We start from the raw sequence: 20,415 nt of genomic DNA on the forward strand, positions 1-20,415 counted from the left end.
TGCGCCGATCGTCACAACTGATCACGTATCGATCGCGGTTTGTGCTCGCTTACGTCACCGCCCCGGCGAACCACCGGTCAGCCGCCGTCGTAAGGGGTCGGAGGTGGTTGAGATGAGAATCCGCCCGTTGTCGGTCGGTGCCGGACTGGTCGCCGTCCTCGTACTCGCCGGGTGCGGTGGCTCCGGCGGCAGCGCGGGAAGCGCCGAGCGCGCCAACGCCCCCGTGGCGTCCCAGGCTCCCGCCCGGCCGGAGTCGACCGGCGCGGACGAGCAGGACGAGCAGGAGACGGCCACGGCTCAGATCTCCACGTTCGCGCTGGACGTGGACACCGCCTCGTACGGCTACGCCCGCCGCACCCTGCAGGAGGGCCGCTGGCCCGAGCCGGACCGGATCCGCCCCGAGGAGTGGGTCAACGCCTTCCGCCAGGACTACGAGCAGCCGCCCGACGACGGGTTCGCGGTGCACGTGGACGGCGCCCTGCTGCCCGGCGGCCGGGACGAGGCCGTGCTGCGGGTGGGCCTGCAGACCCGCGCCACCGAGGCCGCCGCGCGCCGGCCCGTCAACCTCACCTTCGTGGTCGACGTGTCCGGCTCGATGGCCGAGCCCGGCCGCCTGGACCTGGTGAAGTCCTCGCTGCGCACGCTGCTCGACCAGCTCGCGCCCGGCGACCAGGTGTCGATCGTGGCGTTCAGCGACGAGGCCGAGGTGCTGGCCTCGATGACCCCGCTCACCGCCCGCGCCGACCTGCGGGCCGCCGTGGACCGGCTCACCGTCGAGGGCGGCACGAACCTGGAGAGCGGCCTGGTCACCGGCTACCAGGAGGCCGCCAAGGCGTTCCGCCCGGCCGCGACCAACCGGGTCGTCCTGCTCTCCGACGGCCTCGCCAACCAGGGCGAGACCGAGTGGCAGGGCATCCTCGCCCAGGCCAAGGAGTACGCGGCCCGCCAGGTCACGCTGCTCACCGTCGGCGTCGGCCGCGAGTACGGCGACACCCTCATGGAGCAGCTCGCCGACAACGGCGACGGCATGGCCGTCTACGTCAGCTCCCAGCAGGACGCGGACAAGCTCTTCACCACCCGGCTCACGGCCACCATCGAGCTGCGCGCCCGCGACGCCAAGGCCCAGGTGGTCTTCAACCCGTCCGTCGTCGACACCTACCGCCTCATCGGCTACGAGAACCGCGCCCTCACCACCGAGGAGTTCCGCGACGACAGCCGCGACGGCGGCGAGATCGGGCCCGGCCACGCGGTGACCGCGCTCTACGCGCTCAAGCTCAAGCCGGGGGCGCGCGGGCAGCTCGCCCAGGCCACGGTCCGCTGGCAGGACCCCGACACGCGCGAGGCGTCGGAGGCCGGCAAGTCGCTGCGGGCCGCCGACCTGGCCAAGGGCGTGTGGGACAAGGGCACGCCGGTCCGGCTCCAGGTGGACGTGCTGGTGGCGGCATTCGCGATGTACCTGCGGGAGCGGCAGGCGTTCGGGCTGGACCTGCCGGACCTCGCCGAGCACTCCACCCGGCTCGCCGCCCTGTCGGAGGACCCGATGGTGACCGAGCTGACGGCGCTCATCGACAAGGCCCGCGCGGTCGACTGACCCGGCGCGGAAAACGGTTTGCGGACGATCGGCCGGGCCGAGCAAGGTGTCAGACATGACGCGGCACCACCTGATCACCCCACCGGCCCGGCTCGGCGAGAGCGTCCTGCCCGACGGCCGCCGCCTGGCCCGCGCCGAGTGGGACCGGCCACCGGGACGCCGGTCGTGCTCTGCCCGGGGGCGGGCACGAGCCGGTGGCTCGGCTTCGGCGCCGGCGTCGTGGACGAGCTCGGCGTCCGCCTCATCTCCCTCGACCGGCCCGGCCTCGGCTCCTCCGACCCCGACCCCGGCCGCACCCTGACCTCCTGGGCCGCCGACGTCGCCGCCCTCGGCCTCGACGGGCCGCGGGTGGTCGGCTTCTCGCAGGGCGCCCCGTTCGCGCTGGCCTGCGCGTTCGTCCCGGGCGTACGCCGGGTCGCGGTCGTCTCGGGGGCCGACGAGGTCGCCACCATGACCGGCGTGCTGCCCGGCCACTTCCGTGAGCTGGTCGAGACGGTCGCCGCCGACCCGGCCGCCGCCGAGAAGTTCTTCTCCTCCCTCACCCCCGACGCCCTCTGGGACATGATCGTCCCCAACAGTCCCGCCGTGGACCGGGAGATCTACGAGCAGCCCGACTTCGCCCGCGCCTACCGCCGGGCCATGACCGAGGCGTTCGCCCAGGGCCCGGCCGGCTACGCCCGCGACAGCGTGCTCGCCATGAGCCCCTGGCCGTTCCCGCTCGCCGAGGTCCCCGTCCCCGTCGACCTCTGGTACGGCGACCTCGACCTGCACCACTCCCCCGACCAGGGCTTCACCCTGTCCCGGCGGATCCGCGGCGCCCGCCGCCGGCTGATCCCGGGCGCGGGCGGCTCCCTGCTGTGGACACACGCCGAGCCGATCCTGCGGACCCTGCTGGAGTAGCCGGTCCGGGGTGGTCGGTGAGTCCGATACACTCGTACTCACGCAAGGGGCTATGGCGCAGTTGGTAGCGCGCCTCCATGGCATGGAGGAGGTCTGGGGTTCGAATCCCCATAGCTCCACAGACGTTCACGAGATCCCGTCCGATCATTTCGATCGGACGGGATCTCGTCGTTCATCCGGTGCGGCGGGCCAGGTGCAGCGCGGTGCCGACGCTCAACGTCACCTGCTCGCCGAGCAGGTCCTTGAGCGCCGCGAAAAGATCGGCGCGAGCACTCCGGCCGCCGCGTCGGGGTCCTTGAGGTGGTGGAAGTTCCAGAACAGGGCCAGCGCTCCGCCCGGTGCGGGCGCCGCGGCCGCCTTCTCCCATCTCACCGCCGGGTCGGCCCAATGCCAGGCCTGCGCGCTGAACAGCAGGCCGAACGGCTGATCCGGCACATAGTCCTCGAAGGAGGAGACCGCGATCGTCACTTCCGGCAGGCCGGCCACGCGTCGCTTCAGCACAGCGGCCATCGCCGGATCCGGCTCGACGGCGGTGAGGGTGACGCCGCGGGCGGCGAACAGCACCGTCGCCTTCCCCGTGCCCGCGCCCACCTCAAGGGCCGGGGCTTCCGCGAGCCGGGCATAGGTCAGGATGTCCTCCACCAGCTCAGCGGGATAGCCGGGCCGGATTCTGTCGTACTCGTCGGCCACCTCTCCGAACACTCTGGCTCGTACGCGCTCTGTGGTCATGGTTCACGATCTCACGGGCGGGTCGTGGAGCGGGGGCCCGGTTGGAGGGCGGCGTAGGCGTCCTTCACCCAGTCGGTCAGCAGGGGGCGGGTGTCGGCGGGGTCGATGATGTCCTCGACCAGGAACGCCTCCGCCGTCCTGAACGGCGAGCGCACCGCCTCCAGCCGTTCGGCGATCTCCGCCTTGAGCGCCGCCGCGTCCTCGCCGGCCTCGGCGAGCAGGCGTTTGAAGGCGACCTCCAGACCGCCCTCGATCGGCAGTGAGCCCCAGTCGCCGGACGGCCAGGCCACCCGGAAGGTGTAGCGGTCGTGCGGCCGGTGTGCGGCCCCCGCGACGCCGAAGACGCGGCGGACCAGCACCGAGGCCCACGGGACGGTCGACTGGTAGACGGCGGCGAGCGCGCGGGCGCCGCGGCGGATGGTGCCGGCCCGCTCGGCGGCCGTGCCGATGACGAAGCCCGGCTGGTCCACCAGGTGCACCACCGGCAGGTGGAAGGTCTCGGCCAGGTCGACGAAGCGGGCCAGCTTGTCGGAGCCCTGCGCGGTCATGCCGCCGCCGTAGACGCGGGGATCCGAGGCGAGGACCGCCACGGGGTGGCCGTCCAGGAGCGCCAGGGCGGTGATCACGGAGGGGGCGAAGCGGCGGCCCAGCTCCAGGACGCTGCCGGCGTCGAAGACCAGGTCCAGCGCGCGGCGCATGTCGTAGGGGCGGCGGCGGTCGCGCGGCACGAGCTCGCGCAGCTCGGGAGCGGTGCGGTCGGCCGGGTCGGCGGAGGGCGTGACCGGGGGCGGCTGCCAGGCGTTCTGCGGCAGGTAGGACAGCACCCGCCGGGTGAGCGCGAACGCCTCCTCCTCGGTGCCCGCGACCAGGTCGACGGTGCCGGCCGAGGCGGCGACCCGCCAGCCGCCGAGCTCCTCCTTGCCCACGCTCTCCCCCATGCCCGCCTCCACCACGGCGGGTCCGGCGATGAAGACCTGGGACAGCTCCTTCACCATGATCGAGACGTGCGAGGTGACCAGGCGGGCCGCGCCGAGCCCGGCCACCGGGCCGAGGGCCAGGGAGAGCACCGGGATCCGGCCGAGGTTGGCCACCACCTGGTCCCAGCCCGGGTTGTACGGGACGTAGGTGCGCCCGAACTCCTCGAGTTGCTTGACGCTGCCGCCGCCGCCCGTGCCGTCGATGAGCCGGACGAGCGGGACGCGCAGCTCGCCCGCCATGCGCTCGGCCAGGGTCTGCTTGTCGTGGATGGCGGCGTCGGCGGCCCCGCCGCGTACGGTGAAGTCGTCGCCGGACACCACGATCCTGCGGCCGTCGAGGCGGGCCCGGCCGATGATGACGTTACGGCGTGAGGCCGCCGTCCGCGGCCCGGCCGGTCAGCGCGCCGATCTCCTGCCAGGAGTCGGTCAGCGCGGCCAGCCGTTCGCGCACGGTGAGGCGGCCGGTGGCGTGCTGGCGGGCGACGCGTTCCTCGCCTCCCATGCGCTCGGCCAGCTCCCTGCGCCGGCGCAGCTCGGCGAGTTCGGGGTCCCACACGGCGTGGCTCCTTCCCGGCGGTTGGCGTACCGGCCGGTCGGTACGCTACCGGGACCCGCCCCCGAACGCCATCAGAGCGTGTAGTCGAAGGTGTAGGAGTGGCCGCCGTCCGGGCCGATGACGATCTGCATCTCGCCGCGCAGCCCGGTCAGCTCCCCGGTCGCCGAGTCCGGCACCACCGACACGCGCAGCGCGTGGGCGCCCCGGTCGCTGACCGCGTTGTGCTGGACGACGAAGCTGCCCGACCGGCCGTGCAGGGCGCCCTCGATGCGCTCCAGAGCTACGTACGAGCGGGAGTCCTCCACGGGGGTCGTGGCGATCATCAGCGTGACGAGGCTGGTGCCGGTGAGGTCGCCGTGGAAGGTCTTCGTCATGGTGACGAGGCCGAGCGTGACGCCGTCGCGCTCCTCGTAGGGCTGCTTGGCGTCCCAGTTCGCGGTGTCGAAGGTTCCCTTTGCGGTCATGGCGTCCATGCTGGCGGACGTACCTGTCAGGTTCCGTCAGGTTCCGGCGAGGAGTTCCACGACCGGGGCGAACGCCTCCAGGCACGCGGCGTTGACCGTCACGTACGACACCCCGAGCCGGTCCCTGCGGCGGCGCAGCACGTCCGCCATCCGCGCGGGCGTGCCGCGCAGCACGCCGGTGGCCTCGGGGCCGAGGGGGCCGAGCCAGGCGGGCGGCTCGGTGCCGGCGGCGGCCAGGTTCATGGCGAGCTCCAGGTCGTGGAAGCGGTCGCCGGCCAGCTCGTACAGCTCGTCGAGCTTGGCCGCCACCTGCTCCTCCGTGGCGTGCGGCGGGACGCCGAGCGCGACCGTGTCCGCCCTGGCGGCGGCCAGCCGCAGCAGCCGGGTGCCGGCGGCGGCGACGAGGATCGGGACATCCTTCGCCGCCGCGGCGACCGCGTCGATGGTGTCGGCGAGCCTGCGCACCCGCGCGCCGGCGGTGCCGAAGGGCAGGCCCAGCTCGGCGGCGTCGTGCGCGGCGTCCGGGCGCCCGGCGCCGAGGCCCAGCTCGAAGCGTCCGCCGGACAGCTCCCGCAGCGTCGCGGTCTCCCAGGCGACGGCGCGGGGCGTGCGGTTGGCGACGCTCAGCACGTACGTCCCGAGCCGCAGCCGGCTGGTGACCGCGGCCGCCGCGGCGACCGCGCTGAACGGCGAGAACGTGCCGAGCGTGTCGGGCACCAGCAGCGTGTCGTAGCCGAGGTCCTCGGCCCGCCGGGCCAGGCCGGACCAGTCGGGGGCGCGTCCGGCGACCGCGCCGAACCTGAAGGGGTGATCGGTCATGCCCCTGACGATCGCCTACGGGCGGCTCCGGCGCATCGTCCCCGGGACCGGTGACCGGCTACGTCCGTGGACGCAGCGCGCGCCCGGCGGGCTACTCCCCAGGCGGTAGGGCTACTCCCCCAGGAGGCGGCGGGTGAAGTCGTTGGCGAACTTGCCCTCCGGGTCAAGCCGCGCGGCCAGCGACCGGAACCGCTCGGGGCAGGAGGGCCACCGGGTGAACAGCTTGCCCCAGTGGGGCCGCGGCCCGAACGGCGCCAGCGTCTCCTCCACCAGCTCCAGCACGGGCCGTACGCCCTCCGGGTCCTTGATCCAGGTGAAGTGCACGCCGACGCTGTCGCGCCCGTGGAAAGGGCTGAGCCACAGGTCGTCGGCGGCCACGGTGCGCACCTCGGAGATGTGCAGCACCGGCCGGATGCGCTCGCCGATCGCGAACAGCGCGCGCAGCGCCTCGACCGCGTGCTCGCGTGGCAGGATCAGCTCCGACTGCAGCTCGTCGCCCGCGCCGCTGGGCTCGAAGTCGGCGCGGAAGTGCGGCAGCCGCTCGTGCCAGGGGCCGGGCACGCCGAGCTGCGTGGTGCAGGGGTCGGCGGGCATGGCGGGCAGCGGGTGGCGGGGGCCGTCGGCGGGGCGGGTGCCGTACCAGTCGGCGGGCAGCTCGTCGCCGGGGTCGCCGGCGCGCTTGAGCCAGACGCGGGTCTCGCGCCAGTCGGTGAAGAGGCTGACGCTGTAGCCGGCGGCCATGATGTCGTCGAAGTGGGCCAGCGCCTCGACGGGCAGGCCCTCGCGGACGTACTGGCGCACCTCGAAGGAGGGCACCACGTCGAGGGTGAGGGAGGTGACGACGCCGAGCGCGCCCAGCGCCACCACCGCGCCGGGGAAGTCGGCGTCGCCGCGGGCGAGGGTGAGCGTCGAGCCGTCGGCGGTGACGAGGTCGAGCGAGGAGACGGCGGCGGCGAGGCTCGGGATGGCGTCGCCGGAGCCGTGGGTGCCGGTCGCGACCGAGCCGGCGACGGAGATGTGCGGCAGCGAGGCCAGGTTGGCCAGCGCGAGGCCGTGCGCGTCGAGCTGCGGGGCGAGCCGCGCGTACGTCATGCGCGCCGGCACCCGGACCCGCCCGGCGGCGCTGTCGATCTCGACGGCGTCCGGCATCCGGTCGAGGACGACGAGGTCGCCCGTGGTGTCGGCGACGTCGTTGAACGAGTGGCCGCTCCCGAGCGCCCGCACCCGGGCGCTGCCCGCGACGAGCCGGCGCAGTTCGTCGAGCGAGGAGGGGTGATGGACGTCACTTGCCCGGAATGCGGTGTTTCCCGCCCAATTGCTCAGCGTCACGGCCTTACCTTCCCACAACCACCGCTTGTCAGCCCGGTCAGGTGCCGCTAGTTTCGTCTCCGCCGCTGACGGAGGTGCGCCGTGCTCTACCTGTACGAGGCCATGAGCCTGGTCACGCTCGTGCTGTGGCTCTACTGCCTGTTCGACGTGATCACCACGCCCGAGCCGCTCTGCCGCAACCTGCCCAAGATCCTCTGGCTGGTGATCGTGTTCCTCGCGCCGCTGGTCGGCTCGATCGTGTGGCTGCTGGCCGGCCGCCCCGAGCGGCGCGCGGCGGCCCCGGCGAGCCCCTTCCCCGAGTACGACCGCCCCGGCCGCTTCGCCGCCACCAACCCCGACGACGACGAGGAGTTCCTGCGCCGCTGCCGCGAACGCGCCGAGGAGCAGCGCAGGAACGCCCCGAAGAAACCCGCCGACGAGGACTAGAAGCCCTGGGCCAGGCGGTAGTAAGCCTGGTTCCAGCGCAGCTCCTTGGCGAAGCGCTCGGTCGTGGTGTCGGCGTCGATGATCACCAGCTCCACGCCCAGCATCTCGGCCAGGTCCGTCAGCTCCTCGCGGGTGACCGCCGTGGTGAGCACCGTGTGGTGCGGCGCGCCGGCGGTGAGCCACGACTCGGTGGACGTGCGCAGGTTCGGGCGGGGCTGCCACACCGCGCGGGCCACGGGCAGCTTCGGCAGCGGCTCCGGCGGCGCCACGAGGTCGATCTCGTTGGCGACCAGACGGAACCGGTCGCCCATGTCGGCCAGGCCGACCACGATGCCGGGGCCGGGAGCGGCGTCGAACACCAGCCGCACCGGGTCCTCCCTGCCGCCGATGCCGAGCGGGTGGATCTCGCAGGACGGCGTGCCCGCGGCGATCGACGGGCAGACCTCCAGCATGTGCGCGCCCAGGATCAGCTCGTTGCCGGGCGTGAGGTTGTAGGTGTAGTCCTCCATGAAGGACGTGCCGCCCGACGGTGACATCGACTTCAGCGTCCGCAGCAGCACCGACGTCTTCCAGTCGCCCTCGCCGCCGAAGCCGTAGCCGTCGGCCATGAGGCGCTGCACGGCCAGGCCGGGAAGCTGGCGCAGGCCGCCGAGGTCCTCGAAGTTCGTGGTGAAGGCGCGGTAGCCGCCGGCCTCCAGGAAGCCGCGCAGGCCCAGCTCGATCCTGGCCGCGTAGCGCAGCGACTCGGCCCGCTCGCCGAGCAGCTCGGGGGCCACCCGGTACTGCTCCTCGTACTCCTTGACCAGCGCGGCCACGTCCGCGTCGGAGGCCGCGTCCACGGCCTCGACCAGGTCGTTGACGCCGTAGGTGTTGACCGAGACGCCGAAGCGGAGCTGCGCCTCGACCTTGTCGCCCTCGGTGACGGCCACGTCGCGCATGTTGTCGCCGAACCGCACCAGCTTGAGCTGGCGGACCTCGGCGAGGCCCGTGGCGGCGTGCGCCCACGCCTCGATGCGCGCGCCCACGGCCGGGTCGCTGACGTGTCCGGCCACGGTCTTGCGCGGCACGCCGAGCCGGGTCTGCACGAACCCGAACTCGCGGTCGCCGTGCGCGGCCTGGTTGAGGTTCATGAAGTCCATGTCGATGGTGCTCCACGGGAGCTCGACATTGGCCTGGGTGTGCAGGTGCAGCAGCGGCTTGCGCAGCGCGTCGAGGCCGGCGATCCACATCTTGGCCGGGGAGAAGGTGTGCATCCAGGCGATCACGCCGGCGCACGAGTCGTCCGCGTTGGCCTCCAGCATCACCCGCCGGATCGCGGCGGCGTCCGTGAGCACGGGCTTCCACTCGACCGCGACGGGCAACTGCCCGGCGATGGCCTGGGACTGCTCGGCCACCTGGCGGAGCGTGTCCTCGCCGTACAGCCCCTGGCTGCCGGTCAGAAACCAGATCTTCAACGCGGGCTCCTCTGTCCGTAGACGTTCTGGTAACGGTCGTACAGGCGGTCGATGTCGTCCTGGGCGATCGGCAGCGGGTCGCCGAGCTGGCGGGCCACGTGCACGGTACGGGCCACGTCCTCGCACATGACGGCGGCCTTCACCGCCGCCTTGGCGTCCTTGCCGATGGTGAACACCCCGTGGTTCTGCATGAGGACCGCCTTGGAGCGGTGCCCCTTGAGCGTCTCGACGATGCCCTGCCCGATCGAGTCGTCGCCGATCAGCGCGAACGGGCCCACCGGGATCTCGCCGCCGAACTCGTCGGCCATGGCGGTGAGCACGCACGGGATCGCCTCGCCGCGGGCGGCCCAGGCCGAGGCGTACGTCGAGTGGGTGTGCACGACGCCGCCGACCTCGGGCAGGTTGCGGTAGACGTAGGCGTGCGCGGCGGTGTCGCTGGAGGGGGCGTGCTCGCCCTCGACCAGGTTGCCGTCGAGGTCGCACACCACCATGTTCTCCGGGGTCAGCTCGTCGTAGGAGACGCCGGAGGGCTTGATGACGAACAGGTCCTCGCCGGGGACCCGTCCGGAGACGTTGCCGGCCGTCCACACGACGAGGCCGTACCTGACCAGCTCGGCGTGCAACTCGGCGACCGCTGCGCGGATGTTCTTCATGCGTGGGCCTCGTTCCTGATGGCGCGCAGCGTGTGGAGCATGCGGCCGTCTCCGAAGAAGTCGTGGAGCCTGCGGTACTCGGCGTAGAGCCGGTCGTAGGCGTCGGCGCGGTCCGGGTCCGGCGTGTACGCCGCCTCGGTCCGCTGGCCCATGGCGGCCGCCGCCTCCTCGATCCCGGGGTAGGCCCCGGCGGCGACCGCCGCGTGGATGGCCGAGCCGAGCGCGGGCCCCTGGTCGGAGCCGATCACCGACAGCGGCCGGCGCAGCACGTCGGCGTAGATCTGCATGAGGAAGGGGTTCTTCAGCAGCCCGCCGGCGACCACGAACTCCTCGACCGGCACGCCGGCCCGCTCGAACGTCTCGACGATCATGCGGGCGCCGTACGCGGTGGACTCGATGAGCGCGCGGTAGACGTCCTCCGGCCGCGTGGCCAGGGTCTGGCCGACGATGACGCCGGAGAGGTTGTGGTCCACGAGCACCGAGCGGTTGCCGCCGAACCAGTCGAGCGCCACCAGCCCGTGCTGGCCGACGGCCTGCTTCTCGGCGAGCGCGGTCAGCTCCTCGTGGCCGAGGCCGCAGCTGTCGACGTACCAGGCGAAGATGTCGCCGACCGCCGACTGTCCGGCCTCGTAGCCCCACAGGCCGGGGACGATGCCGTCGCGGACGACGCCGCACATGCCGGGCACCTCGGCGAGCCGGTCGCTGGGCATGATGTGGCAGGTGGAGGTGCCCATGATGGCGACCATCTGGCCGGGACGTACGGCGTCCGCGGCGGCGGCGGTGACGTGCGCGTCCACGTTGCCGACGGCGACCGCGATGCCCTCGGGCAGGCCGGTCCATCCGGCCGCCTCGGCGGTCAGCCGGCCGGCGAGGCCGCCGAGCGGGGCGAGTGTGACGCCGCCCTCGTCGGTGCCGACCCGGCCGGTGGCGAGCTTGTCCGCGAAGTCGGCGAAGCCGGGGTTGAGCTCGGCGAGGAACTCCTTCGACGGGTAGGAGCCGTCCTGGAAGACGCCCTTGTAGCCGGCCGTGCAGATGTTGCGGCTCTCGACGCCGGTGAGCTGCCAGATGATCCAGTCGGCGGCCTCGATCCAGCGCTCGGCCCTGGCGTAGACGTCGGGGGCCTCCTCCAGGACCTGCAGCGCCTTGGCGAACTCCCACTCGGAGGAGATCTTGCCGCCGTAGCGCGGCAGCCAGCTCTCGCCGCGGCGCGCGGCCAGCTCGTTGATCCGGTCGGCGTGGGGCTGGGCGGCGTGGTGCTTCCACAGCTTGGGCCAGGCGTGCGGCAGCTCCGGGGTCTCGACGCAGAGCGGCGTGCCGTCGGCCGTGGCCGGCAGCACGGTGCAGGCGGTGAAGTCGGTGCCGATGCCGACGACCTGCTCGGCGGGCACGCCGGCGGCGGCGAGCGCGGCGGGCACCGCGTTCTTCAGCACCTCCAGCCAGTCCTGCGGCGCCTGCAGCGCCCAGTCGGGGCCGAGCCGCACACCGGAGCCGGGCAGCTCCCGCTCGATGACGCGGTGGGCGTACTCGTGGACGGCGCTGCCGAGCTCGGCGCCGTCGCCGACCCGGACGACGACCGCGCGTCCGGACAGCGTGCCGAAGTCGACTCCTACCACATAAGTGTTAGCGTTCACATTGCTCTCCAGGGGGAATTCCGGTGGCATGCCCATCATCTACCGGGTCCAGGGGCGGTGCTGGAGCGCACCACCAGGCGGGGCGGCACGACCAGGCGCCCGTACACGCCGCGCGCGGCCTCGATCTGCCGCAGCAGCACCTCGATGCAGTGCCGGCCCACCACGTCGAAGTCCTGCCTGACCGTGGTCAACGGCGGCGAGAAGAACTCCGACTCCGGGATGTCGTCGAAGCCCACCACGCTGATCTGCTCCGGCACCCGCACGCCCCCTTCGCTGAGGGCGCGCAGCACCCCGAGCGCCATCTGGTCGTTGGCCGCGAAGACCGCCGTGACGCCGTCCATCGCGGCGAGGCTGCGCCCCGCCTCGTAGCCGGCGCGCGGGCTCCAGTCGCCGGCCAGCGGCTCGGGCGCCGGCCGCCCAGCCTCCGCCAGGGCGGCCCGCCACCCCTCCAGCCGGCCCTCGGTCTCCAGCCAGTCGGACGGGCCGCAGACGTGCCAGACCGTCTCGTGGCCCAGCTCCAGCAGGTGGCGGGTGGCGAGCCTGGCGCCCTCGGCCTGGTCGATGCAGACCACCGGGATGTCGTCGCGGTGCGAGCCGCCCTCGACCGCGACCGCCGGCATCCCGGACGGCAGGCTCTCCAGTGCCTGGGCGGCCGAGCGCTGCGGCGCGACCACCACGACCCCGTCCACGCCCTGCTCGGCCAGGTAGTCGATGGCGTCGCGCACGTTGTCGGCGTCGATCGACTTCAGGCTCACGATGCTGACGAAGTAGCCGGCGGTGCGCGCCGCCTGCTCGATGCCGTACACCGTGCTGGCCGGGCCGTACAGCGTGGTGTCGAAGCTCACCACGCCGAGCGTCCGCGACCGCTTGGTCACCAGCGCGCGGGCGACCAGGTTGCGCCGGTAGCCCAGCCGGGTGATCGCCGCCTCCACCCGGGCCCGGGTGTCGGCCCGGACGTTCGGATGGTCGTTGAGCACCCGGGAGACCGTCTGGTGCGACACGCCCGCCTCTTTGGCCACGTCGGCCATGACCGGCAGGCGGCGCTTCGATGCCGTCACGGGCGTCTCCTCTCGCTGGGCGCTCGGGTCGCGGACCGGATCGCGGGCAGGGTCACGGGCAGGGTCGTGCTCAGCGCGTTCCGCCGGCCCGGCGCTTGGTCCAGACGTCGAACGCGACCGCGGCCAGGAGCACCGCGCCCTTGACGAGCATGACCCGCTCGCTGGGCGAGCCGATCAGCGACATGCCGTTGTTGATGACCGCCATGATCAGACCGCCGGTGATGGCGCCGGCCACCTTGCCGACGCCGCCCTGCACGGCCGCGCCGCCGATGAACGCCGCCGCGATGGCGTCCAGCTCGAAGCTGTTGCCCGCCGTCGGACCTGCCTGGTTGAGCCGGCCGGCGAAGATGATGCCGGCGATCGCCGACAGCACGCCCATGTTGACGAAGATCCAGAAGACGACCGACTTGACCTTGACGCCGGACATGACCGCCGCCTGGAGGTTGCCGCCGATGGCGTAGATCTGGCGGCCGAAGACCGTGCGGCCGGCCAGCATCGAGTAGCCGAGCACCAGCACCGCGAGCAGCACGAGCACCCACGGCAGGTTCTTGAACCTGGCGAGCTGCACGACCAGGAAGAGGATCAGCCCGGCGCCGGCCGTCATCTTGAGCGCGAACAGGGCCATCGGCTCGACGGACTGCCCGTAGCCCTTGCGGGCGTTGCGGGAGCGGAGCTGGGCGACCACCATGCCGGCGATCGCGACCAGGCCGATCAGCAGGCTGAACAGGTCGGCGCCGCCGAGCGGGCCGAGACCCACGTTGCCGAGGTAGCCGTTGGTGAAGCCGTTGGCGAGGGTGCGGACCTGGTCGGGGAACGGGCCGATGCCCTGGTTGCCCAGCACCGTGAGGGTCAGCGCGCGGAACAGCAGCATGCCGGCCAGCGTCACGATGAACGCCGGGATGCCGAAGTAGGCGATCCAGTACCCCTGCCACGCGCCGATGAGCGCGCCCGCGACCAGCGTGATCAGCAGGGCCAGCGGCCACGCCACGCCCATGTTGACCATGAGCACGGCGGCCAGCGCTCCGGTCACGGCCACCACCGAGCCGACCGACAGGTCGATGTGCCCGGCGATGATGACGAGGATCATCCCGATCGCGAGGATCAGGACGTAGGAGTTCTGGACGATGATGTTCGAGATGTTCTGCGGCTGCAGCAGCGCGCCGTCGGTGAGCACCGAGAACAGCGCGATGATGAGCGCGAACGCGATGTAGATGCCGCTGGAGCGCAGGTTCAGCGACACCCCGCCGAGCGACACCCTGCCCGGCCGCCGTGGCGCTCCCCCGTCGCCGCCCTTCGCGCCGGTAGCCGTGTCGGCGGGCACGTCTGCGGGCGTGATGCTGCTCATGAGAGCTTCTCCTGTCCCTTGGTCATGAGGTACATGAGCCGTTCCTGGGTGGCGTCCTCGCGCGCCACCTCCCCGGTGATGCGACCCTCGGAAAGCGTGTAGATGCGGTCGCACAGGCCGAGCAGCTCAGGCAACTCACTGGAGATCACCAGCACGGCCTTGCCCTGGTCGGCGAGGCGGTTGATGATCGTGTAGATCTCGTACTTGGCACCGACGTCGATGCCGCGGGTGGGTTCGTCGAGGATCAGCACGTCGGGCTCGGTGAGGATCCACTTGGAGAGCACGACCTTCTGCTGGTTGCCGCCGCTCAGCTTCCCGACCACGCTGTTCACGGTGGGCGCCTTGATGTTCATGCTCCGGTGGAAGCCCTCGGCGACCTTGTACTCCTCGTTCTCGTTCACCCAGCCGCGGCTGGCCAGGCCCTTGAGCCCGGCGGCGCTGATGTTGCGCTTGATGTCGTCGATGAGGTTGAGGCCATAGCGCTTGCGGTCCTCGGTCGCGTACGCGATGCCGTGCCTGATCGCGTCCTGGACGTTGCGGATCACGATCGGCTTGCCGTCCTTGAAGATCTTCCCGGAGATGTTCACCCCGTAGGTCCGCCCGAACACGCTCATCGCGAGCTCGGTACGGCCCGCGCCCATGAGGCCGGCCAGACCCACGATCTCGCCGCGGCGCACGGTGAGCCCGGCGCCGTCCACGACCTTGCGGCCGGGCTGGCTCGGGCTGTGGACGGTCCAGTCCTCGATGCGCAGCACCTCCTCGCCGATCGACGACTCGTGCGGCGGGAAGCGGTTGTCCAGCGCGCGGCCGACCATGCCCGAGATGATGCGGTCCTCGGTCACGTCGTCGGCCGCCATGTCGAGCGTCTCGATCGTGCGGCCGTCGCGGATGATCGTGACGGCGTCGGCGATCGCGGTGACCTCGTTGAGCTTGTGGGAGATGATCACACAGGTGATGCCCTCCTCCCGCAGGCCGCGCAGCAGGTCCAGCAGGTGCGCGGAGTCGTCGTCGTTGAGCGCCGCGGTCGGCTCGTCGAGGATGAGGAGCTTGACCTCCTTCGACAGCGCCTTGGCGATCTCCACGAGCTGCTGCTTGCCCACACCGATGTCGAAGATCGGCGTGGTCGGGTTCTCGCGCAGGCCGACCCGCTTCATCAGCTCGGCGGCCTCGTAGTTGGTGCGGTTCCAGTCGATGATCCCGCGCTTGGCGCGCTCGTTGCCGAGGAAGATGTTCTCCGCGATCGACAGCTGCGGGCTGAGTGCCAGCTCCTGGTGGATGATGACGATGCCGGCGTGCTCGCTGTCGCGGATGCTGCCGAACTCGACCCGCTCGCCCTCGAAGACGATCTCGCCCTCGTACGTGCCGTGCGGGTAGACCCCGGACAGCACCTTCATCAGCGTCGACTTGCCGGCGCCGTTCTCGCCGCAGATGGCGTGGATCTCGCCCCGCCGGACGGACAGGTTGACGTCCTGCAGCGCCTTGACGCCGGGGAAGGTCTTGGTGATCCCGACCATCCGCAAGATGTGCTCGGTCATATGCCCCTCGCTCAGCTCAGGGAAGCCCCCGGGGACGCGCGGTCCCCGGGGGCGAGGCCCTTACTGGAGCTGGTCCTCGGTGTAGTAGTTGCCGCCGACGATGATCTCCTTGTAGTTGGACTTGTCGACGATCACCGGGTCGAGCAGGTACGACGGGACGACCTTGTTGCCGTTGTCGTAGTCCTTGGTGTTGTTGACCTCGGGCTGGCCGCCCTTCAGCACGGCGTCGGCCATCTTCACCGTCTGCTCGGCGAGCTTGCGGGTGTCCTTGAAGATCGTGGAGTACTGCTCGTCGGCGATGATGGACTTGACCGAGGCGAGCTCGGCGTCCTGACCGGTCACGATCGGGTAGGGCTGGCCGCTGGTGCCGTAGCCGGAGCTCTTGAGCGCCGACAGGATGCCGATGGACAGGCCGTCGTACGGCGAGAGCACGCCGTCGACCTTGGCGCTGCCGTAGGTGCTGGTGAGGATGTCCTCCATGCGCTTCTGGGCCGTCGCCGGGTCCCAGCGCAGGATGGCGGCCTGCTTGAAGTCGGTCTGCTTGCTCTTCACGACGAGCGTGCCGTCGTCGATCTTCGGCTGGAGCACCGACAGGGCGCCGTTCCAGAAGAACGTGGCGTTGTTGTCGTCGGGGGAGCCGCCGAAGAGCTCGATGTTGAACGGGCCCTTCTTGCCGTCCTCGACGCCGAGGCCCTTGAGCAGCGAGGTGGCCTGCTGCACGCCGACCTTGAAGTTGTCGAAGGTGGCGTAGTAGTCCACGTTGGGGCTGTTGCGGATCAGCCGGTCGTAGGCGATGACCGGGATCTTGTTGTCGGCGGCCTGCTGGAGCTGCGAGGTGATCGCGGTGCCGTCGATCGAGGCGATGATCAGGAGCTTGGCGCCCTTGGTGATCTGGTTCTCGATCTGGTTGGCCTGGGTGGGAATGTCGTTCTCCGCGTACTGGAGGTCGACCTTGTAGCCCAGCTTCTCCAGCGCCGACTTGACGTTGTCGCCGTCGTGGATCCAGCGCTCCGACGACTTGGTCGGCATCGTCACGCCGATCAGCGCTCCGGCGCCGCCGGCGGCGGAGGACGCGGAGGCCTCGGCGTCGACCGTCTTCTGGCTGGAGCCACAGGCCGTCATGGTCGCGGCGAGAGCGATGGCAGAGACCACGCCCCCGATCCGTCCCAACCTCATGTCATCTCCTTGCGATGGGGGTCGCGGCAGCGCTGGACGCGGCGGCCGCCGGTGTAGAAGATCAATTCGTCCCGCCAGAACGTGACGAATGAGAACAAACTTCGCGTTCGTTTCCGCCGATTGTTATCGCTAACAAAGACTATGTCAACGTTCAGACATCACCTGCCGGAAACATTCAGGTAACTTCCAAGCGCGTGTCCTCCCTGTTCAACGCCTGACCCGCCCGGAGAACGGGCGCTGTAGGAGGATGAACACGAAGAGCAACAGTCCGATGAAAATCTTGGTCCACCAGGAGTTCAGGGTGCCCTCGAAGCTGATGATCGTCTGGATCAGCCCGAGCACCAGCACCCCGAGCACGGTGCCGAGCAGGAACCCGGTGCCGCCGGTGAGCAACGTGCCGCCGATCACCACGGCCGCGATCGCGTCGAGCTCCATGCCCACCGCGTGCAGTCCGTAGCCGGAGAGCATGTAGAACGACAGCAGCACGCCGCCGAGCGCCGAGCAGAAACCGCTGACCGTGTAGACCGTGATCTTCGTACGGGCCACCGGCAGCCCCATGAGCAGCGCCGACTGCTCGTTGCCGCCGGTCGCGTAGACCGACCGGCCGAAGCGCGTGTAGTGCAGCACGTACGCCGCCACCGCCACCACCACCAGGGCGATGACCACGCTCGGCGAGACCCACAGATCGGCGAACAGGTCGATCCTGGTCTGCGCGAACGCCGTGAACGTGGCGTCCCTGATCGGGATGGAGTCGGTCCCGATCGTGTAGCAGAGCCCGCGGGCCAGGAACATGCCCGCCAGCGTCACGATGAACGGCTGGATGTCGAAGGACTGGATGATCCAGCCCATCACCAGCCCGAGCCCCGACCCGATGAGCAGCACCAGCGGCACCACCACGTACGGCGGCCACCCCGGCCCCTCCATCAGGCTCGCCGCGATCATCGTCGACAGCGCCACCACCGAGCCCACCGACAGGTCGATGCCGCCGGTCAGGATCACGAACGTCATCCCCACGGCCACGACCAGCAGGAAGGCGTTGTCGATGAAGACGTTGAGCACGACCTGCCCGCTGGCGAAGCCCTCGTAGCGGATCCCGCCCGCCACGAACATCGCCACGAACAGGCACCCGGTCACCAGGACCGGCAGGTACTTCACCGGGACGGAGGCCCGCCCGAACGTCAGCGCGGTCACGCCGTGCCTCCTCGGCCTGCCAAGACTCTCTCCTCCGGGGACGGTTGCGTGGGCGCCGACCGGCCGCGGCGGCGGAACGCCTTGGCGCGGAAGGACGGGGACTGGATGAGGCAGACGGCCGTCACGACCAGCGCCTTGAACAGCAGCGTGGTCTCCGGCGGCACGCCGATCGAGTAGATCGTCGTGGTCAGCGTCTGGATGATCAGTGCGCCCAGCACCGTGCCGGACAGCGAGAACCGGCCGCCCGCCAGCGAGGTCCCGCCGATCACCACGGCGAGGATCGCGTCGAGCTCGATCCACAGGCCGGCGTTGTTGCCGTCGGCGCTGGAGACGTTCGAGCTGATCATCAGCCCGGCCACGCCCGCGCACAGGGCCGCGGAGGCGTAGACCATGATGACGATCCCGCGCGCCCGGATGCCGGCCAGCCGGCTGGCCTCGGCGTTCCCGCCCACCGACTCGATGAGCATGCCCAGCGCCAGCCGCCGGGTCAGGAACGCGGTGATCCCCAGCACGGCGATCACCACGAGGATGCCGAACGGCACGGTCAGCCAGTAGCCGCCGCCGATCACCTTGTACGCCGGGTCGTTGATCGTGATGATCTGCCCGTCGGTGATGAGCTGCGCGAGGCCCCGCCCGGCCACCATGAGGATCAGCGTGGCGATGATCGGCTGGATGCCGACCGCGGCCACCAGGAACCCGTTCCAGGCCCCCAGCACCAGGCACAGCCCGAGCGCCGCCGCCACCGCCATGGGCAGCCCGGCGTCCTCGCTGATCTGGAGGCAGGCGAGCGCTCCGGAGATCGCCACCACCGAGCCCACCGACAGGTCGATGCCGCCGGTGGCGATGACCAGGGTCATGCCGATCGAGACCAGGATCAGCGGCGCGCCGAAGCGCAGGATGTCGATCAGGCTGCCGTACAGGTGGCCGTCCCTGACCTGGACGGAGAAGAAGCTCGGCGTGAAGAAGATGTTGAGCGCCAGCAGCAGCACGAGGACCACCGCCGGCCACAGCAGGCGTCTCATGACACTCGCCCTCCGCTGGCGATCGTCTCCAGGAGCACGTCGGTGGTCAAGCTCTCGTCGTTGGGCAGCTCGGCCACCAGGCGGCGGTCGCGCAGCACCTCGACCTTGTGGCTGAGCCGCAGCACCTCCTCCAGCTCGGCGGAGATGAACAGCACCGCCATGCCGCCGTCCGACAGCTCGGCCACCAGCCGCTGGATCTCGGCCTTGGCCCCGACGTCGATGCCGCGGGTGGGCTCGTCGAGGATGAGCAGCCGGGGTTCGAGGATGAGCCAGCGGGCCAGCACCACCTTCTGCTGGTTGCCGCCGCTCAGGTTGCGCACCGGGATCTCGGGGTTGGGCGGGCTGATCCGCAGTGCCTTGACGTACTTGCCGACCAGGTCGTCCTGCGTCTCGCGGGGCACCGGGCGGGTCCAGCCGCGGGTGGCCTGGAGCGCCAGCACGATGTTCTCGCGTACGGTGAGGTCGGGCACGAGCCCGTCCTCCTTGCGGTTCTCCGAGCAGAACGCGATGCGGTGCGTCATGGCCGCGCGCGGGGTGCGCAGCGACGTGGGCGCGCCGCCGATCGCGAGCTCGCCGGAGCCGGCGTGGTCGGCCCCGAACAGCAGCCGGGCGACCTCGGTGCGGCCGGAGCCGAGCAGCCCGGCGAGGCCGACGACCTCGCCCTCGTGGATGGTCAGGCTGAACGGCTCGATCGCGCCGGACCGGCCGAGCCCGCGCGCCTCGACCAGGGGGCGGTCGAAGGTCTTGGCCTCGCCGTGCAGGCGTTCCAGCGCGGCCAGCTCCTGGCCGATCATCTTGGCCACGAGCTCGACCTGGCTGAGCTCGCTGGTCGGGTACTCGCCGACCAGCCGGCCGTTGCGCAGGATCGTCATGCGGTCGGAGATCTCGTAGATCTGGTCGAGGAAGTGGGAGACGAAGAGGATCGCGATCCCCTCCTCCTTGAGCCGGCGCATCACCCGGAAGAGCTGCTGGACCTCGTCGGCGTCGAGGCTGGAGGTCGGCTCGTCGAGGATGAGCACGCGGGCGTCGATGTCCACGGCCCGCGCGATGGCCACCATCTGCTGGACGGCCAGCGAGTAGACCGACAGCGGCGCCGAGACGTCGAGCCGGACGTCGAGCCGGGCGAGCAGCTGGTGGGCGCGGGCTCGCATGCGCCTCCAGTCGATGCGCCCCAGGCGGCGCGGCTCGCGGCCGAGCAGGATGTTCTCGGCCACCGAGAGGTTGGGGCAGAGGTTGACCTCCTGGTAGACCGTGCTGATGCCGGCCTGCTGCGCCTCCAGCGGGCTGCCGAAGGCGACGGTCCGCCCGGCCAGCTCGATGGTGCCCGCGTCCGCGGGGTGCACGCCCGTGAGCACTTTGATGAGGGTGGACTTGCCCGCGCCGTTCTCGCCCATGAGCGCGTGCACCTCGCCGGGGAGCAGCCGCAGGTCCACGTCGTCGAGGGCCTTCACCCCCGGGAACTGTTTGCCGATCCCGCTCATCGTCAGGACCGGCGCGGGTACTGCCATGAAGCCTCCAGATGAAGACCGGGCCGGCGGGGCCGCCGGCCCGGCGTCCTT

General features: G+C 71.3%; 19 protein-coding genes and 1 tRNA gene. 4 read left to right on the forward strand and 16 right to left on the reverse strand.

The window, feature by feature from the left end:
• Positions 1-112 precede the first annotated feature (112 nt).
• The 3 genes from BMW85_RS44565 to BMW85_RS44575 all read left to right on the forward strand — a co-directional run bounded on the left by BMW85_RS44565 (position 113) and on the right by BMW85_RS44575 (position 2,610).
• A complete protein-coding gene (locus tag BMW85_RS44565) occupies positions 113-1,591 on the forward strand; it encodes a vWA domain-containing protein (protein ID WP_245775452.1) in 1,479 nt (492 codons plus the stop codon).
• Between the two features lie 138 nt (positions 1,592-1,729).
• Positions 1,730-2,491: an alpha/beta fold hydrolase gene (locus BMW85_RS44570; protein ID WP_245775453.1), complete on the forward strand. Its 762-nt coding sequence runs from the start codon at positions 1,730-1,732 to the stop codon at positions 2,489-2,491.
• Between the two features lie 46 nt (positions 2,492-2,537).
• Positions 2,538-2,610 (forward strand) — tRNA-Ala (locus BMW85_RS44575).
• Positions 2,611-2,710: 100 nt separating this feature from the next.
• Here the strand turns inward: BMW85_RS44575 and BMW85_RS44580 are convergent.
• The 6 genes from BMW85_RS44580 to BMW85_RS44600 all read right to left on the reverse strand — a co-directional run bounded on the left by BMW85_RS44580 (position 2,711) and on the right by BMW85_RS44600 (position 7,365).
• Positions 2,711-3,181, reverse strand: a complete 471-nt coding sequence (locus tag BMW85_RS44580) for a class I SAM-dependent methyltransferase (protein ID WP_177241203.1) — start codon at positions 3,179-3,181, stop codon at positions 2,711-2,713.
• Between the two features lie 50 nt (positions 3,182-3,231).
• Positions 3,232-4,515: an acyl-CoA carboxylase subunit beta gene (locus BMW85_RS44585; RefSeq protein WP_245775454.1), complete on the reverse strand. Its 1,284-nt coding sequence runs from the start codon at positions 4,513-4,515 to the stop codon at positions 3,232-3,234.
• 43 nt (positions 4,516-4,558) lie between these two features.
• Positions 4,559-4,753: a hypothetical protein gene (locus tag BMW85_RS50675; protein WP_218156212.1), complete on the reverse strand. Its 195-nt coding sequence runs from the start codon at positions 4,751-4,753 to the stop codon at positions 4,559-4,561.
• A gap of 71 nt (positions 4,754-4,824) precedes the next feature.
• The gene (locus BMW85_RS44590; protein ID WP_245775455.1) at positions 4,825-5,217 is read right to left on the reverse strand and encodes a DUF3224 domain-containing protein; all 393 of its coding nucleotides are present in this window, start codon (positions 5,215-5,217) and stop codon (positions 4,825-4,827) included.
• A gap of 36 nt (positions 5,218-5,253) precedes the next feature.
• Positions 5,254-6,036: an LLM class flavin-dependent oxidoreductase gene (locus tag BMW85_RS44595; RefSeq protein ID WP_091093681.1), complete on the reverse strand. Its 783-nt coding sequence runs from the start codon at positions 6,034-6,036 to the stop codon at positions 5,254-5,256.
• A 111-nt stretch (positions 6,037-6,147) separates the two neighbouring features.
• A complete protein-coding gene (locus BMW85_RS44600; protein WP_091093683.1) occupies positions 6,148-7,365 on the reverse strand; it encodes an FAD-binding protein in 1,218 nt (405 codons plus the stop codon).
• A gap of 81 nt (positions 7,366-7,446) precedes the next feature.
• On the opposite strand from BMW85_RS44600, the gene BMW85_RS44605 reads away from it, so the two are divergent.
• Positions 7,447-7,791 (forward strand): PLD nuclease N-terminal domain-containing protein, encoded by a 345-nt coding sequence (locus BMW85_RS44605; protein WP_218156213.1) that lies wholly within the window; start codon positions 7,447-7,449, stop codon positions 7,789-7,791.
• On the opposite strand, the gene araA is transcribed toward BMW85_RS44605, so the two are convergent.
• From araA to BMW85_RS44655, 10 genes are all read right to left on the reverse strand, one after another.
• Positions 7,788-9,245, reverse strand: coding sequence for an L-arabinose isomerase (gene araA / locus BMW85_RS44610; RefSeq protein WP_091093685.1), 1,458 nt, complete (start codon positions 9,243-9,245; stop codon positions 7,788-7,790). The two genes, BMW85_RS44605 and araA, sit on opposite strands and share 4 nt — an antisense overlap.
• A complete protein-coding gene (locus BMW85_RS44615) occupies positions 9,242-9,898 on the reverse strand; it encodes an L-ribulose-5-phosphate 4-epimerase (protein ID WP_091093686.1) in 657 nt (218 codons plus the stop codon). Before BMW85_RS44615 ends, araA begins: the two co-directional genes overlap by 4 nt.
• Entirely contained in the window at positions 9,895-11,559 is a 1,665-nt protein-coding gene (gene araB / locus BMW85_RS44620; RefSeq protein WP_177241204.1) for a ribulokinase, read from the reverse strand. The genes BMW85_RS44615 and araB overlap by 4 nt, the downstream gene beginning before the upstream one ends.
• Before the next feature lie 5 nt (positions 11,560-11,564).
• Positions 11,565-12,587, reverse strand: a complete 1,023-nt coding sequence (locus BMW85_RS44625; RefSeq protein ID WP_245775456.1) for a LacI family DNA-binding transcriptional regulator — start codon at positions 12,585-12,587, stop codon at positions 11,565-11,567.
• A 70-nt stretch (positions 12,588-12,657) separates the two neighbouring features.
• Positions 12,658-13,932 (reverse strand): multiple monosaccharide ABC transporter permease, encoded by a 1,275-nt coding sequence (gene mmsB / locus BMW85_RS44630; RefSeq protein WP_218156214.1) that lies wholly within the window; start codon positions 13,930-13,932, stop codon positions 12,658-12,660.
• Positions 13,929-15,467, reverse strand: a complete 1,539-nt coding sequence (mmsA, locus tag BMW85_RS44635; protein ID WP_091093690.1) for a multiple monosaccharide ABC transporter ATP-binding protein — start codon at positions 15,465-15,467, stop codon at positions 13,929-13,931. Before mmsA ends, mmsB begins: the two co-directional genes overlap by 4 nt.
• Positions 15,468-15,527: 60 nt before the next feature.
• Positions 15,528-16,643, reverse strand: a complete 1,116-nt coding sequence (gene chvE, locus BMW85_RS44640) for a multiple monosaccharide ABC transporter substrate-binding protein (RefSeq protein ID WP_091093692.1) — start codon at positions 16,641-16,643, stop codon at positions 15,528-15,530.
• A gap of 207 nt (positions 16,644-16,850) precedes the next feature.
• On the reverse strand, positions 16,851-17,834 hold the full coding sequence (yjfF, locus tag BMW85_RS44645; protein WP_091093693.1) for a galactofuranose ABC transporter, permease protein YjfF: 984 nt from the start codon (positions 17,832-17,834) through the stop codon (positions 16,851-16,853).
• Positions 17,831-18,856 (reverse strand): ABC transporter permease, encoded by a 1,026-nt coding sequence (locus BMW85_RS44650; RefSeq protein WP_091093694.1) that lies wholly within the window; start codon positions 18,854-18,856, stop codon positions 17,831-17,833. The genes yjfF and BMW85_RS44650 overlap by 4 nt, the downstream gene beginning before the upstream one ends.
• Positions 18,853-20,364, reverse strand: coding sequence for a sugar ABC transporter ATP-binding protein (locus BMW85_RS44655; RefSeq protein ID WP_091093696.1), 1,512 nt, complete (start codon positions 20,362-20,364; stop codon positions 18,853-18,855). Before BMW85_RS44655 ends, BMW85_RS44650 begins: the two co-directional genes overlap by 4 nt.
• Positions 20,365-20,415 lie beyond the last annotated feature (51 nt).

It is taken from the genome of Nonomuraea wenchangensis, assembly GCF_900111685.1.
GTDB classification, from domain to species: Bacteria; Actinomycetota; Actinomycetes; order Streptosporangiales; family Streptosporangiaceae; genus Nonomuraea; species Nonomuraea wenchangensis.